At 53.2% G+C, this 23854-nt stretch carries 22 protein-coding genes, 1 tRNA gene and 1 pseudogene; 11 read left to right on the plus strand and 13 right to left on the minus strand.

What is annotated here, in order from left to right; translation table 11 throughout:
* Positions 1-16 precede the first annotated feature (16 nt).
* From AB9F27_RS08365 to AB9F27_RS08385, 5 genes are all read left to right on the plus strand, one after another.
* On the plus strand, positions 17-295 hold the full coding sequence (locus AB9F27_RS08365; RefSeq protein WP_335584354.1) for a DUF1153 domain-containing protein: 279 nt from the start codon (positions 17-19) through the stop codon (positions 293-295).
* A gap of 97 nt (positions 296-392) precedes the next feature.
* The gene (ctrA, locus tag AB9F27_RS08370) at positions 393-1106 is read left to right on the plus strand and encodes a response regulator transcription factor CtrA (protein ID WP_335584355.1); all 714 of its coding nucleotides are present in this window, start codon (positions 393-395) and stop codon (positions 1104-1106) included.
* A gap of 112 nt (positions 1107-1218) precedes the next feature.
* Entirely contained in the window at positions 1219-3336 is a 2118-nt protein-coding gene (gene ligA, locus AB9F27_RS08375) for an NAD-dependent DNA ligase LigA (protein ID WP_335584356.1), read from the plus strand.
* A complete protein-coding gene (gene recG / locus AB9F27_RS08380; protein ID WP_335584357.1) occupies positions 3333-5423 on the plus strand; it encodes an ATP-dependent DNA helicase RecG in 2091 nt (696 codons plus the stop codon). Before ligA ends, recG begins: the two co-directional genes overlap by 4 nt.
* A 115-nt stretch (positions 5424-5538) precedes the next feature.
* Complete coding sequence (locus tag AB9F27_RS08385) at positions 5539-5661, plus strand: hypothetical protein (protein WP_257722125.1); 123 nt, start codon at positions 5539-5541, stop codon at positions 5659-5661.
* Positions 5662-5841: 180 nt separating this feature from the next.
* Here the strand turns inward: AB9F27_RS08385 and AB9F27_RS08390 are convergent, their stop codons facing one another.
* Entirely contained in the window at positions 5842-7251 is a 1410-nt protein-coding gene (locus AB9F27_RS08390) for a methyl-accepting chemotaxis protein (RefSeq protein ID WP_335584358.1), read from the minus strand.
* A gap of 54 nt (positions 7252-7305) precedes the next feature.
* Positions 7306-7755 carry an iron-sulfur cluster assembly scaffold protein gene (locus AB9F27_RS08395; RefSeq protein ID WP_335584359.1) on the minus strand — a complete coding sequence of 150 codons (450 nt, stop codon included), beginning with the start codon at positions 7753-7755 and terminating at the stop codon, positions 7306-7308.
* Between the two features lie 78 nt (positions 7756-7833).
* Here AB9F27_RS08395 and hisI point away from each other — a divergent pair, with 78 nt between their 5' ends.
* The gene (gene hisI / locus AB9F27_RS08400) at positions 7834-8190 is read left to right on the plus strand and encodes a phosphoribosyl-AMP cyclohydrolase (RefSeq protein ID WP_335584360.1); all 357 of its coding nucleotides are present in this window, start codon (positions 7834-7836) and stop codon (positions 8188-8190) included.
* Here hisI and gluQRS read toward each other — a convergent pair.
* From gluQRS to rocF, 5 genes are all read right to left on the minus strand, one after another.
* Positions 8187-9068 carry a tRNA glutamyl-Q(34) synthetase GluQRS gene (gene gluQRS / locus AB9F27_RS08405; RefSeq protein ID WP_335584361.1) on the minus strand — a complete coding sequence of 294 codons (882 nt, stop codon included), beginning with the start codon at positions 9066-9068 and terminating at the stop codon, positions 8187-8189. The genes hisI and gluQRS overlap by 4 nt on opposite strands.
* Positions 9065-10408 carry a methylenetetrahydrofolate--tRNA-(uracil(54)-C(5))-methyltransferase (FADH(2)-oxidizing) TrmFO gene (gene trmFO, locus AB9F27_RS08410; protein ID WP_335584362.1) on the minus strand — a complete coding sequence of 448 codons (1344 nt, stop codon included), beginning with the start codon at positions 10406-10408 and terminating at the stop codon, positions 9065-9067. The genes gluQRS and trmFO overlap by 4 nt, the downstream gene beginning before the upstream one ends.
* Before the next feature lie 93 nt (positions 10409-10501).
* Positions 10502-13297: a DNA gyrase subunit A gene (gene gyrA / locus AB9F27_RS08415; RefSeq protein WP_335584363.1), complete on the minus strand. Its 2796-nt coding sequence runs from the start codon at positions 13295-13297 to the stop codon at positions 10502-10504.
* A gap of 131 nt (positions 13298-13428) precedes the next feature.
* Positions 13429-14496 (minus strand): ornithine cyclodeaminase, encoded by a 1068-nt coding sequence (locus tag AB9F27_RS08420; protein WP_335584364.1) that lies wholly within the window; start codon positions 14494-14496, stop codon positions 13429-13431.
* A gap of 32 nt (positions 14497-14528) precedes the next feature.
* Positions 14529-15467, minus strand: a complete 939-nt coding sequence (rocF, locus tag AB9F27_RS08425; RefSeq protein ID WP_335584365.1) for an arginase — start codon at positions 15465-15467, stop codon at positions 14529-14531.
* A gap of 114 nt (positions 15468-15581) precedes the next feature.
* Here rocF and AB9F27_RS08430 point away from each other — a divergent pair, with 114 nt between their 5' ends.
* The gene (locus AB9F27_RS08430; protein WP_039003594.1) at positions 15582-16022 is read left to right on the plus strand and encodes an Lrp/AsnC family transcriptional regulator; all 441 of its coding nucleotides are present in this window, start codon (positions 15582-15584) and stop codon (positions 16020-16022) included.
* On the opposite strand, the gene AB9F27_RS08435 is transcribed toward AB9F27_RS08430, so the two are convergent.
* Together AB9F27_RS08435 and AB9F27_RS08440 are read right to left on the minus strand one after the other, a co-directional pair.
* Positions 16019-16477 carry a disulfide bond formation protein B gene (locus tag AB9F27_RS08435; RefSeq protein ID WP_335584366.1) on the minus strand — a complete coding sequence of 153 codons (459 nt, stop codon included), beginning with the start codon at positions 16475-16477 and terminating at the stop codon, positions 16019-16021. The genes AB9F27_RS08430 and AB9F27_RS08435 overlap by 4 nt on opposite strands.
* Positions 16477-17055 carry a YqaA family protein gene (locus tag AB9F27_RS08440; RefSeq protein ID WP_335584367.1) on the minus strand — a complete coding sequence of 193 codons (579 nt, stop codon included), beginning with the start codon at positions 17053-17055 and terminating at the stop codon, positions 16477-16479. The genes AB9F27_RS08435 and AB9F27_RS08440 overlap by 1 nt, the downstream gene beginning before the upstream one ends.
* A gap of 147 nt (positions 17056-17202) precedes the next feature.
* Between AB9F27_RS08440 and AB9F27_RS08445 the strand changes: the two genes are divergently transcribed.
* From AB9F27_RS08445 to AB9F27_RS08455, 3 genes are all read left to right on the plus strand, one after another.
* Positions 17203-17751, plus strand: a complete 549-nt coding sequence (locus AB9F27_RS08445; protein WP_335584368.1) for a TRAP transporter small permease — start codon at positions 17203-17205, stop codon at positions 17749-17751.
* Positions 17748-19085 (plus strand): TRAP transporter large permease, encoded by a 1338-nt coding sequence (locus AB9F27_RS08450; protein WP_335584369.1) that lies wholly within the window; start codon positions 17748-17750, stop codon positions 19083-19085. Before AB9F27_RS08445 ends, AB9F27_RS08450 begins: the two co-directional genes overlap by 4 nt.
* Positions 19086-19174: 89 nt before the next feature.
* Positions 19175-19258 (plus strand) — tRNA-Leu (locus tag AB9F27_RS08455).
* Positions 19259-19748: 490 nt separating this feature from the next.
* Here the strand turns inward: AB9F27_RS08455 and AB9F27_RS08460 are convergent.
* Positions 19749-20657 carry a LysR substrate-binding domain-containing protein gene (locus tag AB9F27_RS08460; protein WP_335584416.1) on the minus strand — a complete coding sequence of 303 codons (909 nt, stop codon included), beginning with the start codon at positions 20655-20657 and terminating at the stop codon, positions 19749-19751.
* Positions 20658-20832: 175 nt separating this feature from the next.
* Here AB9F27_RS08460 and AB9F27_RS08465 point away from each other — a divergent pair, with 175 nt between their 5' ends.
* Positions 20833-21114, plus strand: a complete 282-nt coding sequence (locus tag AB9F27_RS08465; protein WP_335584417.1) for a DUF4242 domain-containing protein — start codon at positions 20833-20835, stop codon at positions 21112-21114.
* 510 nt (positions 21115-21624) lie between these two features.
* On the opposite strand, the pseudogene AB9F27_RS08470 reads toward AB9F27_RS08465, so the two are convergent.
* The 3 genes and pseudogenes from AB9F27_RS08470 to AB9F27_RS08480 form a co-directional block, all read right to left on the minus strand.
* A pseudogene (locus AB9F27_RS08470) lies at positions 21625-22377 on the minus strand (PLP-dependent cysteine synthase family protein).
* A gap of 1 nt (position 22378) precedes the next feature.
* Complete coding sequence (locus AB9F27_RS08475) at positions 22379-23065, minus strand: DUF2306 domain-containing protein (protein WP_335584418.1); 687 nt, start codon at positions 23063-23065, stop codon at positions 22379-22381.
* A complete protein-coding gene (locus AB9F27_RS08480; RefSeq protein ID WP_335584419.1) occupies positions 23062-23754 on the minus strand; it encodes a class I SAM-dependent methyltransferase in 693 nt (230 codons plus the stop codon). The genes AB9F27_RS08475 and AB9F27_RS08480 overlap by 4 nt, the downstream gene beginning before the upstream one ends.
* Positions 23755-23854 lie beyond the last annotated feature (100 nt).

The raw sequence follows: 23854 nt of genomic DNA on the forward strand, positions 1-23854 counted from the left end.
AATCGAGGGGAATGGTATGTTTTTGAAAAAAGTTGAGGGCCCGCGTGCAGTTACGCTGCCCGATGGGTCCGTATTAACCCGTGCGGATTTGCCGCCGGAGCAGACCCAACGTTGGGTTGCGAGCCGTAAAGCAGCGGTGGTTCGGGGGGTCGCCTATGGGTTGATTCCCTTAAAAGAAGCCTTGGAAAGGTATGGCTTGAGCGAAGAGGAGTTCGAATCATGGGTCGAAGCCATCGAAAAACACGGTGAATCGGCCCTAAAGTCCACAGCATTGCAAAAATATCGACAACTTTAGGTTGTTAATGGTAACGTTTCTCAATTGGTAACTTGTAGTTAACCAATTTTAGCCAGTGTCGAATGAAGAAGAAGGGTTACCAGCGGAGATTAACAAAATGCGAGTCCTCTTAGTAGAAGACGATCCAACTACATCTAAAAGCATCGAACTGATGCTCACTCATGCGAATCTAAATGTCTATTGTACCGATCTTGGGGAAGAAGGTATCGATCTTGCGAAATTGTATGACTACGATTTGATTTTGCTCGATCTTAATTTGCCAGACATGAACGGACACGAAGTGCTTCGACAACTTCGTTTGGCACGTATCGATACGCCTATCCTCATTCTGACGGGCGAAGATGATACCGAGAACAAGATCAAAGGTTTTGGTTTTGGAGCGGATGATTACATGACGAAACCTTTTCATCGTGAAGAATTGGTTGCACGAATTCATGCCATCATTCGTCGCTCAAAAGGCCACTCCCAGTCGGTCATTAGTACCGGCAAGATTTCGGTCAACCTTGATGCGAAAACCGTCGATGTCTCGGGTAAAACGGTGCATTTGACGGGTAAAGAATACCAAATGCTAGAGCTTCTCTCCCTTCGTAAAGGGACAACGCTCACCAAAGAGATGTTCCTTAACCATCTCTATGGCGGCATGGATGAACCAGAGCTTAAAATTATCGACGTGTTTATTTGTAAACTTCGCAAAAAACTCGCCGAAGCAACAACTGGGGATAATTACATCGAAACTGTTTGGGGGCGCGGCTATGTTTTGCGCGATCCACAGCCAATGGAACTTGAGGAACCCCTTGCCGTTGGTGCCTAACTTGCAAACCATGTTCAGTTTTTAGGTGTAAGAAAACTGTACATGCTCTTTCTCTTCCGCTGGACCTCACTTGTCTTGACGCATAGTTTGCTCTCATGGCAAGCGAGGTCCAATGGAACAGAAAAAACCACAAGACATGATCGAATCTGAAGCGAAGATCGAACTCGTGCGCCTTGCAAAAATATTGTCGAAAGCCAATTCTGACTATCATGGCCTAGACGCGCCCACCTTGTCGGATGCTGAGTATGATGCTCTCAAACGCCGAAACAGCGAGATAGAAGCTCGATTTCCCGCTCTAAGGCACTTCGATAGCCCGAGTGAGAAAATTGGTGCCCCTGCGGAATCCGGGTTTGGCAAAATCACCCATACAATTCGAATGCTCTCTCTTGGAAATGCGTTTGAGGAGCCCGATGTCGAAGACTTTGATGCGCGTATTCGAAAGTTTCTGGGCTATTCTACGACCGAGGCTTTGGAATTTACTGCTGAGCCCAAAATTGATGGCCTGTCGCTTTCGCTACGGTATGAAGACGGTCAACTCGTACATGCTGCGACGCGTGGGGACGGCTCAATCGGTGAGAATGTTACCGAAAACGCGCGAACGATATCTGATATCCCACAAGAACTATTCAACGCGCCCTCTATCCTTGAGGTTCGCGGTGAAGTGTACATGTCTCATCAAGACTTTCAGAACTTGAATGAACGCCAGATTGCAAACGGAGAAAAAACCTTTGCCAATCCGCGCAACGCTGCCGCTGGTTCCCTTCGTCAACTGGATTCAAAGATCACCAAAGGCCGACCGTTAAAGTTTTTTGCCTATGCGTGGGGAGAGCTTTCAGAGCCACTGGCAGAAACGCAATTCAATGCGATTTCGCGTTTAAAAGCATTTGGCTTTTCAGTAAACGATCTGACGGAAATATGTCAGGGGCCACAAGAGCTTTTGGCTCATTACAAATCTATCGAGCAGTCCCGAGCCTCGCTTGGTTATGATATTGACGGCGTCGTGTATAAAGTGAACCTCCTGACTTTGCAAAAACGATTGGGATTTCGAAGCACAACGCCTCGCTGGGCGATCGCACATAAGTTCCCTGCCGAACTTGCTTGGACACGCCTCGAAAAAATTGAAATCCAAGTCGGAAGAACAGGGGCGCTTTCTCCCGTGGCAAGGCTTTCGCCGGTTACCGTTGGCGGCGTTGTGGTGAGTAACGCGACTCTTCACAATGAGGACTATATTCAGGGGCGTGGAAACAAAGGTGAATTAATTCGAGACGGCAAAGATATCCGTGAAGGTGACTGGGTCCAAGTCTATCGTGCGGGCGACGTTATTCCAAAAATTTCGGACGTAGATTTATCCAAAAGGCCTGTTGATAGCCAACCGTTTGTTTTCCCAGAAGTTTGTGAAGTTTGTCAGTCTCCGGCCATCCGAGAAGAGGGCGATGCTGTTCGTAGATGCACAGGTGGTATTATTTGTGCCGCACAAGTCGTTGAAAAGTTAAAGCATTTTGTTTCCCGGTCTGCATTCGATATCGAGGGGCTCGGGGCCAAACAAATTGAGCTGTTTTACAAAGATGGATGGATAGAAAGCCCCGCTGATATTTTTACCCTGCGCGAAAGATACGAAAATGGCCTGAATCAGCTTAAAAACCGAGAGGGTTGGGGAGGTAAATCAGCCGCTAACTTGTTTGATGCAATAGATGCAAAGCGCCAGATTCCCCTCGCGAAGCTTATTTTTTCCCTTGGAATTAGGCATGTCGGTGAAAGTTCAGGTGTACTTTTAGCTAAACATTATCAGTCGTGGTCTAAATTTGTAGCGGGCCTCACATCTGTGACCGTTGGCGGTGGCGACGCTTGGGATGATCTTTTGTCAATTGATGGCGTTGGAGTTGTCATGGCAACGTCTCTCGTGGCCGCATTTCAAAACCCGCGAGAACGCGTTGCAATTGACGCACTCATCTCCCAATTAACACCATTGGATGCGGTATTCAAAGAGGTGGAAAGTAGTCCCGTGGTTGGAAAAATAGTTGTATTCACAGGGACTTTGGAGAAGATGAGTCGCGCAGAAGCCAAGGCGCGCGCTGAAGATCTTGGAGCAAAAGTTTCTGGAAGCGTGTCCAAAAAAACTGATTTGCTTGTTGCCGGCCCAGGCGCTGGATCCAAAGCGAAGAAAGCTGAAGATCTAGGAATAGAAGTCATTGATGAAGATGCATGGCTGGCCATGATCGAAGGGCTATGAGTTCACGTCCAGAAGGGCTTTTCCCATTGTTTTCTGATTTGAAAACACTGGACGGCGTCGGCCCAAAAGCGTCGGAAAACTTCGCGCGAATGAGTATTGGTAAACCGCGTGACCTTCTGTTTTTGTTGCCCTTTTCTGGGGTTGATCGACGTCCGATTACGAGTGTTATAGGGGCCGATGCTCCATGCGTTGTTACTGTTGAAGTCGAAATTCTGAATCACAAACCTGCGGTTAGTCGTGGTCGACCGTACCGGATTTATGTTCAGGATGCGCAAACCACGCTCCAACTGGTGTTTTTTCACGCAAGGCAGGACTATCTTGAAAAAATTCTGCCTATAGGTGAGCGCCGAATTGTATCGGGAAAGCTTGAGGTTTTTGATGGCATAGCCCAAATTGTTCATCCGGATCATATAGTTGAATTAGCGGACGCCACGTCGATCCCTGAGTTTGAGCCCGTTTACCCTTCTACAGTGGGAATTACCCAAAAAGTTATCAGCAAAGCTGTCGCCGCGACTCTGGAACGTCTGCCTGAACTCGGGGAATGGATCGATCCATCCTTAAAGGGAGAGCGAGGATGGGGGGGCTGGAAAGAAAGCTTAAATGCGGCACACAATCCACAGAACAACCAAGATTTGTCGCCAGAGAGCATGTCTCGACAAAGGTTAGCCTACGATGAGTTTTTTGCCCATCAATTGACACTTGCGCTTGCTCGGAATGCTGCGCGGAAATTGAAAGGGAAAGAGACAAAGGGGGAAGGCCTCCTATTTGATAGGGTTCTGAAAACACTTCCTTTTGTTCCGACAGAAGCCCAGTATCGCGCAATCGAGGAAATTCGTTTTGATATGGCACAACCGTATCGGATGAACCGGCTTTTGCAGGGGGATGTTGGAGCAGGAAAAACTCTGGTTGCGCTGGCCGTTTTATTAAATGCGGTCGAGTCTGGCGGGCAGGGTGTGATGATGGCCCCAACCGAGATTCTTGCGCGCCAGCATTTAGAGGGGCTGCGTCCGCTTGCGCAAACTGCGGGTGTGAATATTGAGATTCTTACGGGGCGAGACAAAGGCAAAGAGCGTACGAAAAAGCTTGAGGCTTTAGCATGTGGCGCCATTCAGATTTTGGTTGGAACGCATGCAGTGTTCCAAGATGACGTTGTTTTTAATGATTTACGCTTAGCGGTCGTCGACGAACAGCACCGATTTGGCGTGGAGCAACGGGCGCGGTTGGGAGCTAAGGGGAAGCGCGCGGACGTATTAGTTATGACGGCGACGCCGATTCCCCGAAGCCTAGCCTTGGCGCAATTCGGTGATTTAGATGTTTCCATTCTAGATGAAAAACCGGCGGGACGGCAGCCTATTTCAACGGTTATGGTCACAACAGGGCGTATAGACGAGATTGTTAGCAGCCTGCGAAAAGCCGTTTCAAAAGGTAAGCAAGCATATTGGGTTTGCCCCCTTGTGGAAGAGAGCGAGTTGATCGACATGACCGCTGCCGAAGATCGGTTCAAGGCTCTACGAGCCGAATTGGGAGAAAACGTGGTTACTTTGGTGCATGGGCAAATGCCATCACAGGAAAAAGACCAAGCAATGGCGCAGTTTGTTGCGGGTGAACGGTCTGTGTTGGTTGCAACGACGGTCATTGAGGTCGGTGTTGATGTACCAAATGCAACTATTATGGTGATTGAGCGCGCCGAGAGCTTTGGTCTAGCGCAACTTCATCAATTGCGGGGGCGTGTAGGGCGTGGCGCCGGGAAGTCGACATGTGTTCTTCTTTACCAGCCACCGTTAAGTAAAACGGGGCAGCGCCGTCTCGAAATATTACGCGAAAGCGAAGACGGGTTTCGGATTGCGCAGGAAGATTTGGAGATACGGGGGGCTGGGGATGTCATTGGAACCGCGCAATCGGGTATACCGCGCTTTGCAATTGCAGACCTAGAGCGACAAGCCGCGCTTATGGCCATTGCGCAGAAGGATGCGCGTACGCTTTTGACTTTGGACCCCGAGTTGATCAGCCCACGTGGTCAGGCTGCGCGTTCACTTTTGTGGTTAATGGAGCAAGATAAGGCAATTCGTTTAATTTCAGTGGGTTAGTCATATTTTTGACATCGCGTTCTCATTTGTTCACTAATGTTCTCATTTAGTTCTTTACTTCCTGTTCATAAGATGAGAACAAAGAGGCAACTAAAGTGTGAAGGTGGAGATGAAAATGTTTAGCGAACTTAAAAAAATTATAAGCCGCTCTTCGGGAACTCTGTTGCAGGATGCAGCAGGCTTGTCGGCTGTTGTTTTCATGTTGCTTGGAGCACTTTTTCTACCTGGCTTTGCCTAGTTTGCACTGCCTGTCTGACCCCGCCCAGTGAAGTCGATTTTACGCATCTTGTCCCCATTGTGATGCGCAATCTCATGAAACTGCCTGTTCATATCTTTTCTGTAAGTGCCTCTTCCAGAAACGCAACGAACTTTCGCTGGGCATACTCGCCGCCGTTCCTTCCCCAGGGACGGCGGCTTTTTATTTGAAGTTGTAGGCGATCCGAATGCCGCCCCACAGTCTTCCCTGCACAATAATTGGTGCCGACAAATCTTTCATCATCGTGAATTCGCCGCCTCCCATGTCCCGCCGATAGACTTGGAGGAGGAATGGTTCATTGTTGTTTCCGGACTTTAGCCCAACGCGGTCATCGAAAATGCGTCGATTTCGGCAATTGGCTGTATTCCAAGCCGGGTCGTGGCTTGGTTTCTGCGAAAACTTTTTATTGTGGGTCGGCAAATATCCGTTCCGGTCCACACATGCGCAAAACACGATCCGTTCGTCAAATGTTAGAACCTCTTCCTGGATTATCGGCAACACACGGTCCATGAAGGATGTGAATGGTGCCATTTTTTGCACAGGGTTCGTTCCTGCAATGTCAGAATAGGTTTGGTCAAAGAGTTGGCTCATTCCAATAGCACCTTCAATTATACCAGCTTCAAAGGTATTTGAAACCATCGTGGCGCGCTCTTTGACAAGGTTGATAAACGAAATGTCGTCGCTTGTTCCTCCCATTTCTACTGTTGTTTGAACAATGCTTTCCGAGCGATCAATGAGAGCCTGCACGCGGGTAAATGCCTGTGAAATGCCTTCCGCCGCCTCTTCAACCGAGCCTCCAATAAGATTGAAACTGGGTTCAAACTCCTGACCGGCAGCACGCACATTCTCGGCGTCCGCGGCGATCTGGCTTGCCTGCGCCATGGAGAGTTTTACGCTTTCAGAAATACCAGTAAGGGCGGTATCTGTAAGTTCGGCGCCCGTTAGAACGCTGGTTGCCTTTTCGGAAATACCGCCAGCTTCGGTTTTCATCGACCCGATCCATCCCGACAGGGACGTAATATTGTCGGATATCCCCGCCGCAGCGGCAGCTGTCTTATGGGATAACTCGTTAATGGCTTCGGCCACAACGGCAAATCCGCGCCCTGCATCGCCCGCGCGCGCGGCCTCAATCTTGGCATTAATCGCTAGAATATTCACTTGTCTGGCGATTTTTGCGATGGCGTCGTTGTTCTCTTGGACCCCGAGAAGGGTAGCCTCGACGGTTGTCATACGTTCGTCAATGGTTTGAACCCATTCGGCGACGTCTTTCGTCTGGCCAGAGGTCTTGCGGATATCCGCCATCGAGGTTTCAACAGCCCCATTCATTTGAAAGGAAGCATCGCTCACCTTCTTCACGGCCAGAAGCACCGCAGAATTTGCCTCACTTACTCGAGCCGCCCCTTTGCGGACTTCGGCAAGCGTCCCTAATTGGCTATGCGTTTTTTCATTGATGAGGTCGAGAAAACCCGCAATATCAACAATTTCATACCCCAGAGCAGAAGCCGTTCGGGACAAGGCACTGATGCGGCTGTCCACGGCTTGTCCATTTACAAATTCCGGCGCGGGAATCATTGGCGTCTCCATTTTACGTTTGATAACGCTTAAAGGAGCAGCCTTGCGAAAGTGTTAAGCGCAGTTTTGCGCGCGTGTTTTTTCAATCGCATCCAGCGTGGCGTCGAGCGACAAAAGGATAGAGGCGTGCCGGTTTTTGTACTCGCGCGCGGGCAAAAGAACCTCAAACCCCTCAAAGCGCCCCGTCGGCACGGGGCCGTCTTTTTTGAGCATATCGTGCAATGCGGTGCGCGTCGCGTGGACCTCGTTAAAGCTCGCGCCAACGATGTTTTGCGCCAAAATTGAGGCTGCAGCTTGCCCAAGAGCACAGGCCTTTACATCTTGACCAAACGCGGTAATCTTCCCGTCTTCCACCTCAATATCGACAGTTACGGTTGATCCACAAAGAGGCGCCCGTTTTTTCGCCGTGGCATCCGGTAGCTCAAGGCGGTCCGTCAGGCCAATATTCGCCGCAAGCGCCAAAATGCGCGCGGAATAGAGTTTTATGAGATCGGTATCGGGCATCTTAGGTCCTTTGGTGTTTAAATCTGCGCACCTTTGTCTTAGATAAGCGCTGAAGCCCGTAAAACACAAGGTGTTGCCATGAAATTTGATCCAGAGACACTCGTCTTTAATGACCAAGGGTTGATTCCCGCGATTGCGCAGGATGAAACGGGCGCCGTTTTGATGATGGCATGGATGAGTATCGAGGCGGTGAAGCGCACGCTTGAAACCCGCCGCGTGACCTATTGGAGTCGCTCACGGCAGGCGTTTTGGATCAAGGGCGAAACCAGTGGCCACATCCAGCGTTTGATTGATCTGCGCGTGGATTGTGATGCGGATTGCCTGTTGATGATTGTCGAGCAGGAAGGCCCTGCGTGTCATACCAATCGGCGCTCGTGTTTTTACACCTCTGTGCTTGAGGGCGACAATGTCGAACTCATGGCGCCGATGGCCTAAAGGCCCACCATAGCGCGGATATCCTCGGGCGATTTCCCGTCGGCGCGAAACTTGGCAATGGCGCGCGCGTCGTCCCGTTTGGCGAGGCGTTTACCGTCATCATCACGGATCAGTTTATGGTGGTGGTATTTAGGTGAAGGGAGGCCGAGAAGCTTTTGTAAAACCACGTGAATCTTAGTTGCCTCAAAGAGGTCTTGGCCGCGGATTACATGGCTGACCTCCTGTGCTGCATCGTCCAAAACTACCGACAAATGATAACTTGTGCCCATGCCCTTGCGGGCCAAAACGATGTCACCAACCTCTGTAATAAGCTCATCAACGGTAAAGAAAACCTCGCCCGTTTCGCCGTTCGGGCCTTCGCCGGTTTCAATGAAGGAGAACCCCATTCCAGCCGACGTTTTCTCGGCCAATCGCGCCACAGAGCGCATGCGCAACCGTAGAGTTTGCGCCGAGGGGCGCGGTTTTTCGCCGTAATGCGCTTTAGGAAGGTCGGTGCAGGTTCCCGGATAGATCGTGCCATCAGGGCCAAGGCGTTGCGTGCCTTCTTGTGGCGCACTCATGGCGTCTTGGATGTCGCGCCGCGAACAGTGGCAGGGATACAGGCGTTCGGCGCGCCACAGCGTATCGAGGGCCGTTTCATAGCGCGACATTTGCTCGGATTGCAGCACCACAGGGCGCGGCCACCACAGGCCAAGCCAGTCGAGATCTTCATAGATTTGCGTTTCCCAATGCGGACGGGCGCGGGACTGGTCGATATCCTCGATCCGCAGCAGGAATTCGCCCCCATTCATCATCGCCATGTCATAGGCCAAAAGCGCAGAATAGGCGTGGCCCAAATGGAGCGGGCCCGTCGGGGAGGGAGCGAAACGTGTAATCATTCTTGCGGCGCGAGCCAGTCCGTCCACGCGGCTTTTGCGCGGTCGGTATAGGCTTTGTAGCGGTCTTTGCGTCCGCGGCGGCCATTTTTGAGGCCTTCAACGGGTTGAAACAGACCAAAGTTCACATTCATCGGCTGGAAGGTTTTGGCCTCGGCGCCGCCCGTGATATGATGCACCAGCGCACCCATCGCCGTGTCTTGCGGTAACGCACTCACAGGTTTTTCGAGGATTTCGGCGGCGGCAAAACGACCAGCCAGAAGGCCCATCGCGGCGCTTTCCACATAGCCCTCAACCCCTGTAATCTGACCCGCAAATCGAATGTGCGGTTTGGACTTGAGGCGCATCTGATCGTCCAGCAAAGTCGGCGAATTAATGAACGTATTGCGGTGAATACCGCCAAGACGCGCGAAACTTGCCTCTTCCAGACCGGGGATCATTTTGAGAACTTCGGCCTGTGCGCCGTACTTCATTTTGGTTTGGAAACCAACGATATTCATCAATGTTCCCAAAGCGTTATCACGCCTAAGTTGAACCACTGCATAAGGTTTGTTTTCGGGGTCGTGGGCGTTGGTCAGGCCGACGGGTTTCATCGGACCAAAGCGCAACGTTTCGCGTCCACGCTCGGCCATGACTTCAATCGGCAAACACCCGTCGAAATAGCCAGCGGTCTCGCCTTCATGGAATTCGGCTTGCTCGGCCGCGAGAATGGCGTCGATGAAGGCCTCGTATTGGTCCTTGGTCATCGGGCAATTCACATAGGCTTTGCGCTCTTCTTCGGAGTTGCCTTTGTCATAACGCGACTGAAGCCAGGCGACATCCATATTGATGCTTTCGGAATAAACGATCGGCGCGATGGCGTCGAAAAAGGCGAGGGCGTCGGCGCCGGTTTCGGCTTGGATCGCTTCGCCCAAACCTTGCGAGGTCAACGGGCCCGTGGCGATAATCCAATGGCCGTTTTTGGGTAATTCGGTAATCTCACCATACTCAACGCTGATATTCGGGTGCGCCATCAACGCATCGGTCACGGATTGCGCGAAGGGGTCGCGATCAACAGCCAAAGCGCCACCCGCCGGGATTTTGTGCTTGTCCGCGGTGGCCATGATGAGGCCATTCGCTTGGCGCATTTCCCAATGCAACAGGCCCACGGCATTTTGCTCGTCGTCGTCGGAGCGTAGGGAATTGGAGCAGACCATTTCCGCAAAATTCCCCGTGCGATGGGCAAAAGTTTCGACCTTGGGGCGCATTTCGTGGATGACGACCTCAACACCGAGGTTTGCGGCCTGCCAAGCGGCCTCTGATCCGGCCATTCCGCCGCCGATGATATGGAGTTTTTGTGTCATGGGGGCGATATAAGCTTTCTTTGAACAAGTGAAAAGCCCCAGCGCAAAGGTTAGGGCTTTTGAAGGTCAGAATGTCATCCCGTCGTTTGGGATTTATTCGGTGGCGTCATCCGGTGTTTCAACATCGGTTTCGGCCACGATCTCGGCGTCTTCGATCGCGTCGATCTCTTCTTCTTCGGCTTCGGCGATCCAAGCGACCGAAACAACGGTTTCGCCTTTGCCAGTGTTAAAGACTTTCACGCCACCCGCAGAGCGGGACCGGAACGAGATGCCTTGGATCGGACAACGAATGGATTGGCCATTGGAGGTCGCGAGCATGATTTGATCGCCCATTTCCACAGGGAAACACGCCACAAGTTCGCCGCCGCGCATCGCTTTATCCATCGCACCAACGCCCATGCCACCACGTCCACGCACGGGATATCCGTGTGAGGAGCTGATTTTGCCAGCACCTTTGGCCGTGATGGTCAGGATGAGGTCTTCAGCGGCCTGCATTTCGTCAAACCGTTCTGGAGAAATCGCACCGTCGCCATTTTCTTCGTCATCGACATCGTCGTCGGACTCCACAGCCCCCGCCGCCGCACGGCGCATCTTGAGATAGGCGATGCGTTCGTCGCTGGTGGCGTCAAAGTGGCGAACAATCGACATGGAAACGACTTCTTCGCCGTCTTTCAGCCTGATCCCGCGCACACCCGTTGAGGCGCGGCTATGGAAAACCCGCACATCGGTCGCGGGGAAGCGGATCGCGCGGCCAGAGTTGGTCACCAGCATCACATCATCATCCGGCGAGCAAATTCGTGCATTTACGAGGGTTGCATCGGCGAAATCATCCTCAAACTTCATCGCAATTTTGCCGTTTGAGCGCACGTTAGTGAAATCGGAAAGCGCATTGCGCCGCACGGTGCCTTTTGACGTGGCAAACATGATCTGAAGATTGCCCCATTCACTATCGGGCGCATCCACGGGCATGATCGCAGCAATCGAAACACCGACAGGCATTGGCAAAATATTGACGATGGCCTTACCTTTGGAGGTCCGGCTGCCTTGCGGCAAACGCCAAGTTTTCAGCTTGTAAACCATACCATCGTTCGTAAAGAACAACAGTTGCGTGTGGGTATTGGCCACAAACAGGTTGGTCACAACATCTTCCTCTTTGGTCTTCATCCCGCCAACGCCTTTGCCACCGCGACGTTGGGCGCGGAAATCAACAAGGGGGGTGCGTTTGATGTAGCCACCAGAGGTGACGGTGACGACCATTTCTTCTTTTTCGATCAGATCTTCGTCGTCCATATCGCCAGACCAATCAACGATCTGGGTGCGACGTGGAACCGCGAATTTGTCGCGAACTTCAACAAGTTCGTCCCTGATAATGCCCATGATACGTTCACGGCTGCCGAGAATTTCGAGGTATTCGCGAATTTTGATCGCCAATTCTTGCAGCTCATCGGTGACCTCTTTGACCCCAATCGCTGTTAGGCGTTGGAGGCGCAATTCAAGGATCGCACGGGCCTGAATTTCGGACAGGTTATAAGTGCCGTCATCATTGGCCGTATGGGTCGGATCATCAATCAACTTGATGTATTCCATGATCGCCGCAGCGGGCCAGCGCCGTTCCATCAGACGGGTGCGCGCTTCACCCGCATCGGCGGAGCTGCGAATTGTCGCAACGATTTCGTCGATATTGGTGACGGCTGCGGCCAATCCACACAAAATGTGGCTCCGCTCACGGGCTTTGCGCAATTCAAATGCGGTGCGACGGGCCACGACTTCTTCGCGGAAGTCGATGAAGCACGTCAGGAAGCGCCGCAAAGTGAGCGTTTCAGGGCGACCGCCATTCAGCGCAAGCATGTTACAGCCGAAATACGTCTGCATCGGGGTATAACGGAACAACTGGTTTAACACCACTTCGGCAGTTGCGTCGCGTTTGAGTTCGACAACAACCCGCACACCATTCCGGTCGCTTTCGTCCTGAACGTGGGACACGCCTTCGATCTTTTTGTCGCGCACTTGTTCGGCGATCTTCTCGATCATCGACGCTTTATTAACCTGATAGGGGATTTCGTCGACCACAATCGCAAAGCGGTCTTTGCGGATTTCTTCAACGCGTGTTTTGGCGCGAATAATCACTGAGCCGCGGCCCTCTAGATAGGCTTTGCGTGCGCCCGAACGGCCCAACATAATCGCGCCTGTCGGGAAATCAGGGCCCGGAACGTATTCGATCAATTCTTCGGTGGTTAGGTCTGGATTCACAATCAATGCCAAGGTGGCTTCGATCACTTCGCCAAGGTTGTGCGGTGGAATATTCGTGGCCATGCCAACCGCGATCCCCCCAGCGCCATTCACCAACATATTTGGGAAGCGGGACGGAAGAACCGACGGTTCGCGGTCTTTGCCATCATAGTTGTCTTGGAAATCAACGGTGTCTTTGTCGATGTCGGCAAGGATATAGGCGGCGGGTTTGTCCATCCGCACTTCGGTATACCGCATCGCCGCCGCGTTATCGCCATCCATAGAGCCAAAGTTGCCTTGACCATCGAGCAGGGGGAGTGACATCGAGAAATGTTGCGCCATCCGCACAAGGGCATCATAGATCGCGCTGTCGCCGTGGGGGTGGTATTTACCCATCACATCGCCCACAGGACGCGCCGATTTACGATAGGATTTGTCATGCGTGTTGTTGGTCTCGTACATCGCATAAAGGATGCGCCGATGCACCGGTTTAAGCCCGTCACGCAGGTCTGGAATCGCCCGACTTACGATCACGCTCATCGCGTAATCCAAATAGGAGGTTTTCATCTCGCTGGTGATGGAAATTTGAGGTCCATCGTATACGTAGCGTTCTGGACCGTTTTCTTCTTCGTTTACAGGTGTTTCTGGCGTATCGTTCACGTGGATTTACCGCTCTTTTTATTGAACTCTATATCTTGTTGCCCCATGTATACACGTCCCTGCATATAGGGCGCAATGGGGCGAGCGGAATTAGGGCCGGAAATCCACGAATTCCAGCCCTTTTTAGGGATTTATCCCCGATTTGGCTTCGCGCGCAGCACCATCCCGAACAGATCACGCGGATCATCGGGGTCAGCGACCATATCGAGCTGCTGCATAAACGCTGTGCCTTGGATTTGATCGAGCGCATAGCGCAGGGCAGAAAAGTCCTCGATGGCAAAGCCGACACCGTCAAAGAGGGTGATTTGGTTGGCCGAGGTGCGCCCTGTCTCTAGGCCCGCAATCACTTTCCAAATCTCGTTGACAGGGTAGTCTTCAGCAAGGGCTTGGATTTCGCCTTCAACACGGGTTTGCGGCGGGTATTCCACGAAAATATCGCTGCGTTTTAGGATGTCCACATGCAGTTCTGTTTTGCCCGGACAGTCGCCGCCAATCGCGTTGATATGGATACCCGCACCGACCATATTGTCGCTCAGGATGGTCGCGCATTGCTTGTCGGCAGTGCAGGTGGTGATGATGTGTGACCCTTCGATGGCCTCTTCCGGCGAAGTGCAGGACGTCACATCGAGCCCCTGATTTGTGAGGTTACGCACGGCTTTTTTGGTCGCTGCGGGGTCGATATCATAGAGGCGGACGTTTTGGATGCCGCAGATCGCTTTGGCGGCAAGGCATTGAAACTCGCTTTGCGCGCCATTTCCGATCACGGCCATGGTTGTCGCGCCCTTTGGCATCAGGTGTTTACTCACCAAGGCCGAGGTCGCGGCGGTGCGCAGCGCGGTCAGAATGGTCATTTCTGAAAGCAACACAGGATAGCCTGTGTCGACCGTCGCCAGCAGGCCAAAGGCGGTGACGGTTTGCAAGCCTTCATGAGTGTTTTTGGGGTGGCCGTTCACATATTTAAAGCCATAGATTTCGCCATTGCTGGTGGGCATCAACTCGATCACACCCTCGGCGGAATGGCTGGCGACACGCGGTGTTTTGTCGAAATTTTCCCAATTTTTGAAATCTTCTTCGAGGTAAGCCACGAGGCCCTTCATAAAGTCTTCGATCCCGATGCTATGGACCAAAGCCATCATGTTTTGAACCGAGACGAAAGGCACATAGGCGAGGGAGGATGGGGCGAGGTTGGGCTTGTTCATTTTTGGTATCCTTGTGGAAAAGGGCGTTGTTTTTAAGAGTAACGTGTTGTTTCGCGATCAAAGACGCGACGGCCAAAGAGTGAGGCTGTGAGGTCGACCATCAGTTCGGCTGTGCGGCCGCGATCATCCAGAAACGGGTTGAGTTCAACGAGGTCGAGCGAGCGCATCAGGCCACTGTCGCAAAGCATTTCCATCGCCAAATGCGCCTCGCGCACGGTCGCGCCACCCGGAACCGTAGTGCCAACGGCGGGCGCAATTGACGGGTCCAGAAAATCGACATCCAGCGAGACATGCAGCAGGCCATTTGCTGCGCGCACTTGGGCAAGAAACGCCTCCAGAGGGGCGGCAATACCGTGTTCATCAATCGCGCGCATATCAATTGCTGTGGGGCCATGTTTACCGACGGCGGCGCGCTCAGACGCGTCCACTGAACGCAGGCCCAGATAGCAAATGTGTGCGCCGGGGACGGTGGGCATAGGGGCGAACCCTTCGAACCCCGCAAGCCCCATGGCATAGGCGACGGGGGTGCCATGCAAGTTGCCGGAAGTGGTGGTGGCCAAGGTGTGAATATCGGTATGCGCGTCCAACCAGAGCAGGAACAAGGGGCGTTTTTGGCGTTCGGCGTAATCGGCAACACCCGCGACGCTTCCTAATGACATTGCGTGGTCGCCGCCCATAAATATCGGCGTCCCAACCTCCATGGCGCGCGCACCTTCGCGGCGCAGCGCTGTCGCCCAGCCAATTGTCTCGCGTAAACCGTGGACGGCTGGATTGTCACAGGCAACTTCTGGCCCCAAATCAGGTGCGAAATTGCCCCAGTCTTCGACGTTGAATCCAAGCTCGCTCAGGGCGGTTGCGATCCCTGCGGTGCGGAGGGCGTCCGGCCCCATCAAGCATCCCGCGCGGGCTTTACCGCAATCAATGGGCGCGCCGATCAAGACGCAGGTGGAGTTTTGTTTGGTGTCGGTCATGGGGTTCTCGTGGGTTGGGAAAGCGGAGATACCCTAGATTGATCTGCGAAATGGATGGACAGAAGCCCCATATTCGTATGAAATGGAGGCAGTTGTATCAAATCGGAAGTGATTATGGACGAATTGGATAGGAACCTCATCGCTGCCTTGCGCAAGAACGCGCGCAAAACCCTTTCAGAGCTCGCAGCAGAGCTCAAAACGTCCCGCACAACGGCGCGCGCGCGCATGGAGCGCCTTGTGGCGCGCGGCGATATCGTGGATTTCACGGTGCGTCTGCGCGAGGACGTCGCCCAAGCCCCCGTGCGCGGCCTGATGATGCTGGGGATCGAGGGGCGTGGCACCCATAAAGTGCTGCATCAATTGCTGGGGCAAAATTCGGTGCGAGAGGTCCATTCCACCAACGGAAAATGGGATTTGATTGTCGAGATCAATGCCGATAGCCTTGAGGCGTTTGACCGCGTGCTCTCTGATATTCGCCGCATCGAAGGGGTGCAAACCAGCGAGACCAATCTGCTTTTGACGACTCGCTCTATGCGCTCACAGCAGGTGGTTTAGGCGCGGCTGCGCCATGCTGCGATCCAAACGAACGCGAGGATGAGGGAACCAATCGCGTTCCAGCTGGCCATCGAGAGGTCAAACATTTCCCACGCCACTTCGTCACAGCGCACCAAGGGCGCGCTCATGATTTGCGCCATCAGTTCCTCAGGCGTTAGGTTGGCAACGGGGCCAGATGTGCAGGTCGTCGGGCCTTCCCACCAGTTGCGTTCAACGCCGGTATGAAACAGGCCGATCGCGCTTGTGGTGAGGGCGGCGATGGCACCAAGGGCGGCGAGAATACGCGGGCCACCAGCGAGTATAAGTACGCCTAAAATAAAGGCCACGGCATGGGGGTAGCGCTGCCACAGGCACATCGGGCAGGGCGCAAGGCCGCCGATATACTGAAACCCGAAGGCGCCCAAAAGCATCGCCAAAGAGCCAAAACTTGCGATAATTACGAGTGTTTTGTTCATTATAGCACCTTCACAAAGTAAAATCCGCCCAGCAGCAATACGACAAAAACGATAAATACCAAGCCGAGGCGGCGCTCGATAAAGTCGCGGATTGGTTCACCGTAGACCCGCAAAAGGGCCGCGACAACAAAGAACCTTATGGCACGTGCGATGATAGCCGCGACGATAAAAATCGGCAGGCTGAGCCCCGTGGAGCCGGACAGGATCGTGATGACCTTGAACGGGAAGGGTGTAATCCCCGCGATCAAGACCGCCCAAGCGCCCCACTCGTTGTATTTGGTGCTGAACTCCGCGAAATAATGCTCTTTGCCATAGAATTCGAGAACCGGACGGCCCACGGATTCAAACAACCCAGAGCCGATATAATACCCAAGCAATGCGCCCAGTACTGAGCCAACAAGCGCGACGCCTGCGATAAGCCACGCCTTGGACGGGCGGGCGATAATCATCGGGATCATCAGGACATCAGGGGGAATCGGGAAAACTGAGCTTTCGACAAAAGCAATAACCCCAAGGGCCCAAATTGCATACCGACTCTGGGCGAGGGACATCGTCCAGTTATAGAGAGATCGTAGCATAGCTGCTCTTTAAGTTATTGCGCCTGAAGGCCGTTTCTCACGGTCTAATGTTGGTTTGTCTACGCGATGAAGCGCCAATTTTAAAGGCAAAGTTACCCCGTTAGATAAACTATTGCGTGACGACGGCAAAACCCGCAAAAGAACGCCATGATGGACCGTGAAATTTCCTATCCCCCCTTCGTGCGAAAAATGGTGCAGGCCTATGCGCTGTTTGGGGGGGTATTGTTGATTTTGGCAGCACTGGTAACGGTAATTTCGGTGGGCACGCGCGCGGTGGGGCTGGAAGTTATTTCAGGCGATTTTGAGCTGATTGAACTGGCCACAGGGATCGCCGTTTTCTCCTTTCTTCCATGGGGCCATATGACCGGCGCACACGTCCGCGTTGACGTTTTGGCCGCGCGGTTTGGTCCGCGCGTGTTTCGGGTGTTGGGCGGGATTTCCGATGGGTTGGTGGCCCTGATTGCTACCGTTATCCTGTGGCGCTTCTACCTTGGGTTCGCCGAGAAATTCCCCTATGGAAGCGAGGTATTTCGGTCGGTATTCTCGATGGGCAGCAAACCCTTCTATCCAGAAACCACCTATGAGCTTCAGATCCAGATTTGGCTCCCTTTCGGGTTCTGTCTGATTGGGGCCGCGCTGTTTGCCCTCGTAGCGATTTTGAAGTTTACCGCTGATATTAAAGGGACAAAACCATGACCGGAGTGGAAATCGCGCTCATTGGGTTTGCCCTCATGCTTGTGGCTATTTTCCTGCGCGTGCCAGTGGCGGTAGCCATGGGGATCACCGGATTTGTTGGGATTTGGATCATTCGAGGCAGTGCCTCCGCACCGCTAAACCAGCTTAAAACCCTCAGCTATGACACGTTCTCAAGCTACTCTCTGTCGATCGTGCCGCTGTTTCTGTTGATGGGGCAATTCGCCACAAAATCGGGCATGAGTCGGGCACTCTTTCAGGCCGCTGCTGACTGGCTCGGGCATCGGCGCGGTGGGGTGGCCATGGCGACAGTGGGCGCTTGTGCAGGGTTTGGCGCGATTTGTGGAAGTTCGCTTGCGACGGCCAGCACGATGGGGCAGGTGGCCCTCCCGGAGATGCGCCGCGCGGGGTATTCCGATGCCTTGGCGACAGGTGTTTTGGCCGCGGGCGGCACCCTTGGAATACTGATCCCCCCTTCGGTGATATTGGTGATTTACGCCATTCTCGCGGAGCAAAACATCGCCAAGATGTTTGCCGCCGCCATTGTTCCCGGTATTTTGGCCGCCGTGGGGTACATGATTGTTGTGCGCCTGATGGTGTCCCGCGAAAGCGGTGATTTACGCGCGCCAAAAGTGGCCTATGCCAAGCGCCTGAAATCGCTTCTCGCGGTCTGGCCCGTGATCCTGATTTTTGCCCTCGTAATGGGAGGAATCGCGGCGGATTGGAACTGGGTGAAGCCTGGGGTTCAGGCGCTGTTTACCCCCACCGAAGGCGCGGCAATCGGCATGGTTATTACGGGCCTTTATGGTGCTGCAACTGGGGGCTTAACGTGGAGTGGATTCGTGGAAAGCGTTCTCGCTGCGGCGTCCGCGACCGCGATGATTTTCCTAATTCTCTTGGGCGCTCAACTGTTTAACACCTTCTTGGCCTTCACACAGGCCCCACAAACCCTTGCTGAGTGGATAGGGGGACTTGGCGTGCTTCCGATCATTGTATTGCTTGGAATGTTGGTGTTTTACCTCGTGTTTGGCTGTGTGATGGACTCGCTTTCGATGATCCTTCTGACCGTGCCTGTGTTCTTTCCGATCATCGAAACCTTAGACTTTGGTTTGACTGCCGAAGCCACCGCCATCTGGTTTGGTATCCTCGCGCTTGTAACCGTCGAGATCGGCCTGATCACGCCACCCGTAGGATTGAATCTCTTTATTATCAACGGACTCGCCAAGGATGTGCCCATTGGCCAAACCTATCGCGGTGTTTTGCCGTTCATAGCGTCCGACATCCTGCGCGTCGCACTCCTTTTGGCGGTCCCAAGCCTCGCACTTATTTGGATTTAGCGCGCCGCACCGCTTTTTCGTAAAAAAATAGCATCCCGTGCGTTTTTGCTCTTTTCCCCAGCGCCATGACAGGCTACATCCACCTCGTGGCCCGAGTGGCGGAATGGTAGACGCAGGGGATTCAAAATCCCCCGTTGCAAGACGTGGGGGTTCGAGTCCCCCCTTGGGCACCACAAATCTTTTGAAAATGGCGATATATTACTGATTTAGGTGGATACAGAGGTTTTCTATCCGCCCTGCAATCCACCTTGTTGTTTCCAATTGCATTGAAGCTCATCCATCTAGCCAAATATGGTTTTACCGATCAACGATGTGCCGCCACTTTCGTCCCAGAGAAGACCTTGGTGACTTTTGCTACTAACGGCGGCAACGAGCCCAGATCACCATTTTTCTGCTCGGGTGCCAGCGGCTGCTTTGAGGACGTTGGCCCCCAAAGTCGACAATAACCCCAACAACTAATCTCGGATATGATGATCCGAGGATCGCGCCTCCATCGTTGTGCTGCGATAATATAGCCCAGATAACCTAGTATCATTCCCGCGCCCACGCCCCGGCTTATCTGCGGCCGCGCCAGCAAAAGACCAGTCAAAATAAGCGACATAGCAATCATGATCGGCAAATTGAATGTCAGGAAACGAGAAGAATGCGGTCGGCCGTTGTGTTTCAAAAGGGGCGGCCATGATAGGATAGAGGTGGGCACAATGCTGTGAGCCAATCGAGAAGCGCACGCACCGGTTTCGCCATTGTGCCCTTGCGATAAATCGCTTGGTAAACAACCGTCTCATCCAGTGGTGTGTCGACCCAGACAAGCGTCCCGTCGTTCAGATGCTTTCGCACAATGACTTCAGGGGTAAGCATCAGTCCAAACCCCATAAGCGCAGCTTCCATTTCGTACCTTGCATCGCCAGGATCGACGATCCGCATCGTTTCCGGATCGAAACCCGCGCGCCGGACGAATTCGTGCAACTCGGTTTCCTTGAAACCGTGTTCGGCCACCCACGGCAACGTGGACAGGTCCGACTTTCCGCCGCTCAGCAAGCTCGGGGCGGCGCAGATTATTATCGGTGCCTCAAGCAGCGTCTGCGCCGCATACCCTTCCCATGTGACACCCTTTCGAAGGCCGCGAATAGCAATATCAAAGTTTTCGAGATCGATCGGGCTCTGATTCCCATCAGGAACAAACGAAACCTTTGTATTGGGGTTCTGCGACCAGAAATCGCTGAGGTTCGGTAATATGACAGAATTGACAAAATAGTGGGTCGTGGAAACCCGGACTCCTTTATCTTCTTGCATGCGTCGGGCCTCAGAAACGCCACTTGAAATCAAAGCAAAGGCCTCGCGGAGTGACAGGCCAAGATGACGTCCCGCCTCAGTTAGCACCAAGCCTCGGCCTTCGCGTTGAACCAGTGGAGTGCCGAGTTCGACCTCAAGCTTACGCACCTGCTGTGCGATTGCGGCAGGTGTGACGTTCAGCGTTCTTGCTGCGGCAGAATACCCCTGCATCCGCGCCGTCGCCTCAAAGGCACGAAGTGTCGTCAGGGCGGGAAGATAGTGCAAATCAATATTAGACATATGATAGCCTTACTTAAAGATCAGAAACCATTTTTAACTACGGGAAATGCCAAATTCAATTTAATACTTGAAGAATGACGCAGTTATCGGCAGGAGCATACGATACTTAACATGTGACTGGAGATGATGCGAGCAACGCGCGGGTTTGGCGCGCCAGATATCAAAGGAGAATAAAATGCCCAAATTCATCGTTGAAAGAAATATTCCCGGTGCTGAAAAACTTACTGCCGACCAACTTTGCGATATTTCGCAAAAATCCAACGCGGTTGTGGATGGGCTTGGTGTCCCTTACGTCTGGCACCATACATATGCAGCCGGCGACAAGCTCTACTGCGTGCACGAGGCCCAGAATGCTGAGGCAATCTATCGTCATGCAAAAGAAGGTGGCTTTCCTGCTGATCTTGTTGCCGAGATCAAGAACACATTCGGGCCGGAAACAGCAAATCGCTCAGTTTAGTTGAGACCTCGGTGAGGGCCGAATTGGCGCGGCTCTCACGCAAACCACCTCAAGATTAAAAAATATGCCGGTAACACGTCAAAACCTCTCTGGCCGTAGCCTGAACAATAAGCCGTAATCGCTCGAGCCCGGCAACTTGTAGAGCTATGTCTAACGTTAGCTTCGTCCCGTAGAGCGGAGTTGGAAACAAACGCAGCGAACGGTGGGGCTGAGCCCAATAAACATGATGCTGAGTTCTGCGCGAATGTCGGCTTCGTTGCCCGTGACCATGAAAGTGACAAATGAAAACGCTGTTTTGCCAAGGGATTGTGGCCTAAAGTCGCTTTGCGATTTCAGTGACCTTTTAAACTTGGACAAAAACGACGACCGCTTTTTCCGGACAGGTATTGATCCTAGGCTGCTGTCCGTAACGCGGACCAAGTTGTCGCTCAGCCCGAAGATCGTTGATTGCGGCGAGCAAGTGATCTGTCTCAGCTGTAAATGTGTCCCCCAAGGTATTTCATGCCGTTGTCACAAGCAAAAGTCACGACGCGTTTTTCCCGATCCAAGTTCGACTGAGAGGTCTATTGCTGCGCAAACATTCAGGCCAGTCGAACCACCTCCGAAGATACCCTCCTCGCGGGCAAGGCGACGACACATCTCGACTCCCTTGTTTTGATCCACAGTTCGCACATCACTCAAGACGGATCTGTCAAGAAAAGGAGGCTCGGGAAAAACAGCAATGCCTTCGAACCTGTGTCCGCCCGACATTCCCGTAGTTAAAAGTGGTGACTGCGACGGTTCTAGGGAAATGACTTTTGGTTTGGCTCCAAGCTCATGCATTCCGTCAAGCGTTCCCATCATAGCAGCACCTGTTCCGACTGCGGCACATAAAACGTCGAAGTCCCCTTCAAGCGAACGGGTGATTTCCTGCCCCATCGGCATATAGCCCCGTCGAACATCAGGAGAGCCAAATTGATCTGCATAGTAGTGGGATGGTTGCACCGCCAGTGCGAGTGCACGTTGTTTCATACGCTCCGCGAGCTCGTGCGTGATATTGCCATCAACGCTTTTTTCAACCAGAACCCGCGCGCCGAAAGCTTCCATCGCCTACTGTTTTGAATGAGAAAACGCATCCGAAAATAAAGCAATGAACTTCAAGCCCAGCATTCCGCATACGAATGCCAGAGCCGTTCCGGTGCTTCCTCCTGAGAATTCGACAACCGTATCGCTCGGCTTGACGTCACCTCTCGCTAGGGCCGCGGACAGCATCGAAACCGCCATCCTATCTTTTAAGACCCGGTCGCTTTTCCGGCTTTAGCGTTGACCGAATCAAAATCTCTGCGACCAGCAGATTAAACACCCATGCGAAGATCATCAGCCCGTCGCGCAGGGGGCCCATCGCTTCGGAGCCGACAGCAATGATCCAGGTGATGCCCACGACAGTTTGGGTCGACGCACCTTGAGCGATAGCATAAGCCCGCACCATCGACGCGCTATGTTGAAAAATATTGCGGGATCTGATTGCAATCACGGCCCAGATGATGAGTCCGATCATTGACGTGCCCAAGACCATCCGCACCCAATAAAGTGTGGCCCCCTGAAGCGCTTTGGGAAAGTCATAAAAATGCGTCATCCAAACAGCTGTGAGGGCGGAAACACATCCCGCCACCGCAATCACTCGGCCGATTGCGCGATGCGCCGCCGGACGTTGGCGTCGCAGGCTTGGTATGAACTGTAAGGCCCCAAGAACGCAGAAGATAATGCTGCTGAGGATGTGGAGTGTGATAGGGAGTGGAGCAAGCAATGCCCGTGTGTTAGCTGGTGCGATTTGTGGCCCGCCTGCAAGCTCAAGAACCCGTATCAACCCGCCAATGACCGGAATGAACGAATAGACAAAGATTACGCCAAGGGCGACCCATTCGGATTTTCCTAAGCGAAGTTTGGAGGCTTTTAGATTTGAAGTAATCATTGTGGCCGCCGCGCCCAAAAGGCCGTGCTTGCGACGCCAGCACAGGAGCCGAGGTGAACCGGCTGGTGTCCGACATCGACAAGCTGACAATCTTGCAGCCACGCAACGCCCTGTTGTTCTGTGATCGCCCATGTGCGCCACCTGAGTTGGACAAGTGCGCCGAAAAGTGAGGGGCGCGTCATGCAAACGAACACCATCCCGGCTGGTTTTAGAACGCGGATCATCTCTTTGAGCGCGCGTTGTGGATCCGGCAGATGTTCAAGGACATGCGCGGCCATAACCACGTCAAAAGACTGATCATCATATGGCAATGACAGAACATCAGCTTGCTTAAAGTGCGCGCGCAACCCGGCGTGCTGCATCGTGGAGCTGGCCTGCGCCAGCATATCGGCAGAGGTATCAATTCCATGGTATTCGACCGGACCCGTCAGGATACTATCGAGCGCAATCGACAGGCTTCCACTCCCGATCCCGCAATCAAGGATCCGCGCCTGTGGCCCAACCTGCTTAAGAACTGTTGCGACCCGAGAGGTTAAAAGAGGTGCTTGATACGCGGCTTCCAGTTGAAAGTGACGGGCCGTTCGCTGCCAATGACCCGAGACCGCGTCGTACCGGCTGGCAAGGTCCGCAGGGGAGAGCGGCCGCCTATTAATGAGGACTTCCCAAGAGCCAATGCGACGAGAGGTCATGGGGATTGCCTTTTCCACCGCAGGGGGGAGCGAAGGCCTGAGGTTTTTGTTTTCTGGCTGCGTCATATCTTTTGCCTGCCTAAAGTTGGTCGATGGCAAA

The organism is Falsihalocynthiibacter sp. CO-5D18, from assembly GCF_041205445.1.
GTDB lineage: Bacteria > Pseudomonadota > Alphaproteobacteria > Rhodobacterales > Rhodobacteraceae > Falsihalocynthiibacter > Falsihalocynthiibacter arcticus.

Excerpts from the sequence above, each read along its gene's own strand:
- AB9F27_RS08395 (WP_335584359.1), bottom strand. The coding sequence starts at position 7,755 with ATGCCCGATACCGATCTCATAAAACTCTATTCCGCGCGCATTTTGGCG.
- AB9F27_RS08435 (WP_335584366.1), bottom strand. The coding sequence starts at position 16,477 with ATGAACAAAACACTCGTAATTATCGCAAGTTTTGGCTCTTTGGCGATG.
- AB9F27_RS08450 (WP_335584369.1), top strand. The coding sequence starts at position 17,748 with ATGACCGGAGTGGAAATCGCGCTCATTGGGTTTGCCCTCATGCTTGTG.
- recG (WP_335584357.1), top strand. The coding sequence starts at position 3,333 with ATGAGTTCACGTCCAGAAGGGCTTTTCCCATTGTTTTCTGATTTGAAA.
- ctrA (WP_335584355.1), top strand. The coding sequence starts at position 393 with ATGCGAGTCCTCTTAGTAGAAGACGATCCAACTACATCTAAAAGCATC.
- AB9F27_RS08420 (WP_335584364.1), bottom strand. The coding sequence starts at position 14,496 with ATGAACAAGCCCAACCTCGCCCCATCCTCCCTCGCCTATGTGCCTTTC.
- AB9F27_RS08445 (WP_335584368.1), top strand. The coding sequence starts at position 17,203 with ATGATGGACCGTGAAATTTCCTATCCCCCCTTCGTGCGAAAAATGGTG.
- AB9F27_RS08475 (WP_335584418.1), bottom strand. The coding sequence starts at position 23,065 with ATGATTACTTCAAATCTAAAAGCCTCCAAACTTCGCTTAGGAAAATCC.
- AB9F27_RS08440 (WP_335584367.1), bottom strand. The coding sequence starts at position 17,055 with ATGCTACGATCTCTCTATAACTGGACGATGTCCCTCGCCCAGAGTCGG.
- AB9F27_RS08465 (WP_335584417.1), top strand. The coding sequence starts at position 20,833 with ATGCCCAAATTCATCGTTGAAAGAAATATTCCCGGTGCTGAAAAACTT.
- gluQRS (WP_335584361.1), bottom strand. The coding sequence starts at position 9,068 with ATGATTACACGTTTCGCTCCCTCCCCGACGGGCCCGCTCCATTTGGGC.
- ligA (WP_335584356.1), top strand. The coding sequence starts at position 1,219 with ATGGAACAGAAAAAACCACAAGACATGATCGAATCTGAAGCGAAGATC.
- AB9F27_RS08385 (WP_257722125.1), top strand. The coding sequence starts at position 5,539 with ATGTTTAGCGAACTTAAAAAAATTATAAGCCGCTCTTCGGGAACTCTG.
- trmFO (WP_335584362.1), bottom strand. The coding sequence starts at position 10,408 with ATGACACAAAAACTCCATATCATCGGCGGCGGAATGGCCGGATCAGAG.
- AB9F27_RS08430 (WP_039003594.1), top strand. The coding sequence starts at position 15,582 with ATGGACGAATTGGATAGGAACCTCATCGCTGCCTTGCGCAAGAACGCG.
- AB9F27_RS08390 (WP_335584358.1), bottom strand. The coding sequence starts at position 7,251 with ATGATTCCCGCGCCGGAATTTGTAAATGGACAAGCCGTGGACAGCCGC.
- AB9F27_RS08460 (WP_335584416.1), bottom strand. The coding sequence starts at position 20,657 with ATGTCTAATATTGATTTGCACTATCTTCCCGCCCTGACGACACTTCGT.
- hisI (WP_335584360.1), top strand. The coding sequence starts at position 7,834 with ATGAAATTTGATCCAGAGACACTCGTCTTTAATGACCAAGGGTTGATT.
- rocF (WP_335584365.1), bottom strand. The coding sequence starts at position 15,467 with ATGACCGACACCAAACAAAACTCCACCTGCGTCTTGATCGGCGCGCCC.
- AB9F27_RS08365 (WP_335584354.1), top strand. The coding sequence starts at position 17 with ATGTTTTTGAAAAAAGTTGAGGGCCCGCGTGCAGTTACGCTGCCCGAT.
- AB9F27_RS08480 (WP_335584419.1), bottom strand. The coding sequence starts at position 23,754 with ATGACCTCTCGTCGCATTGGCTCTTGGGAAGTCCTCATTAATAGGCGG.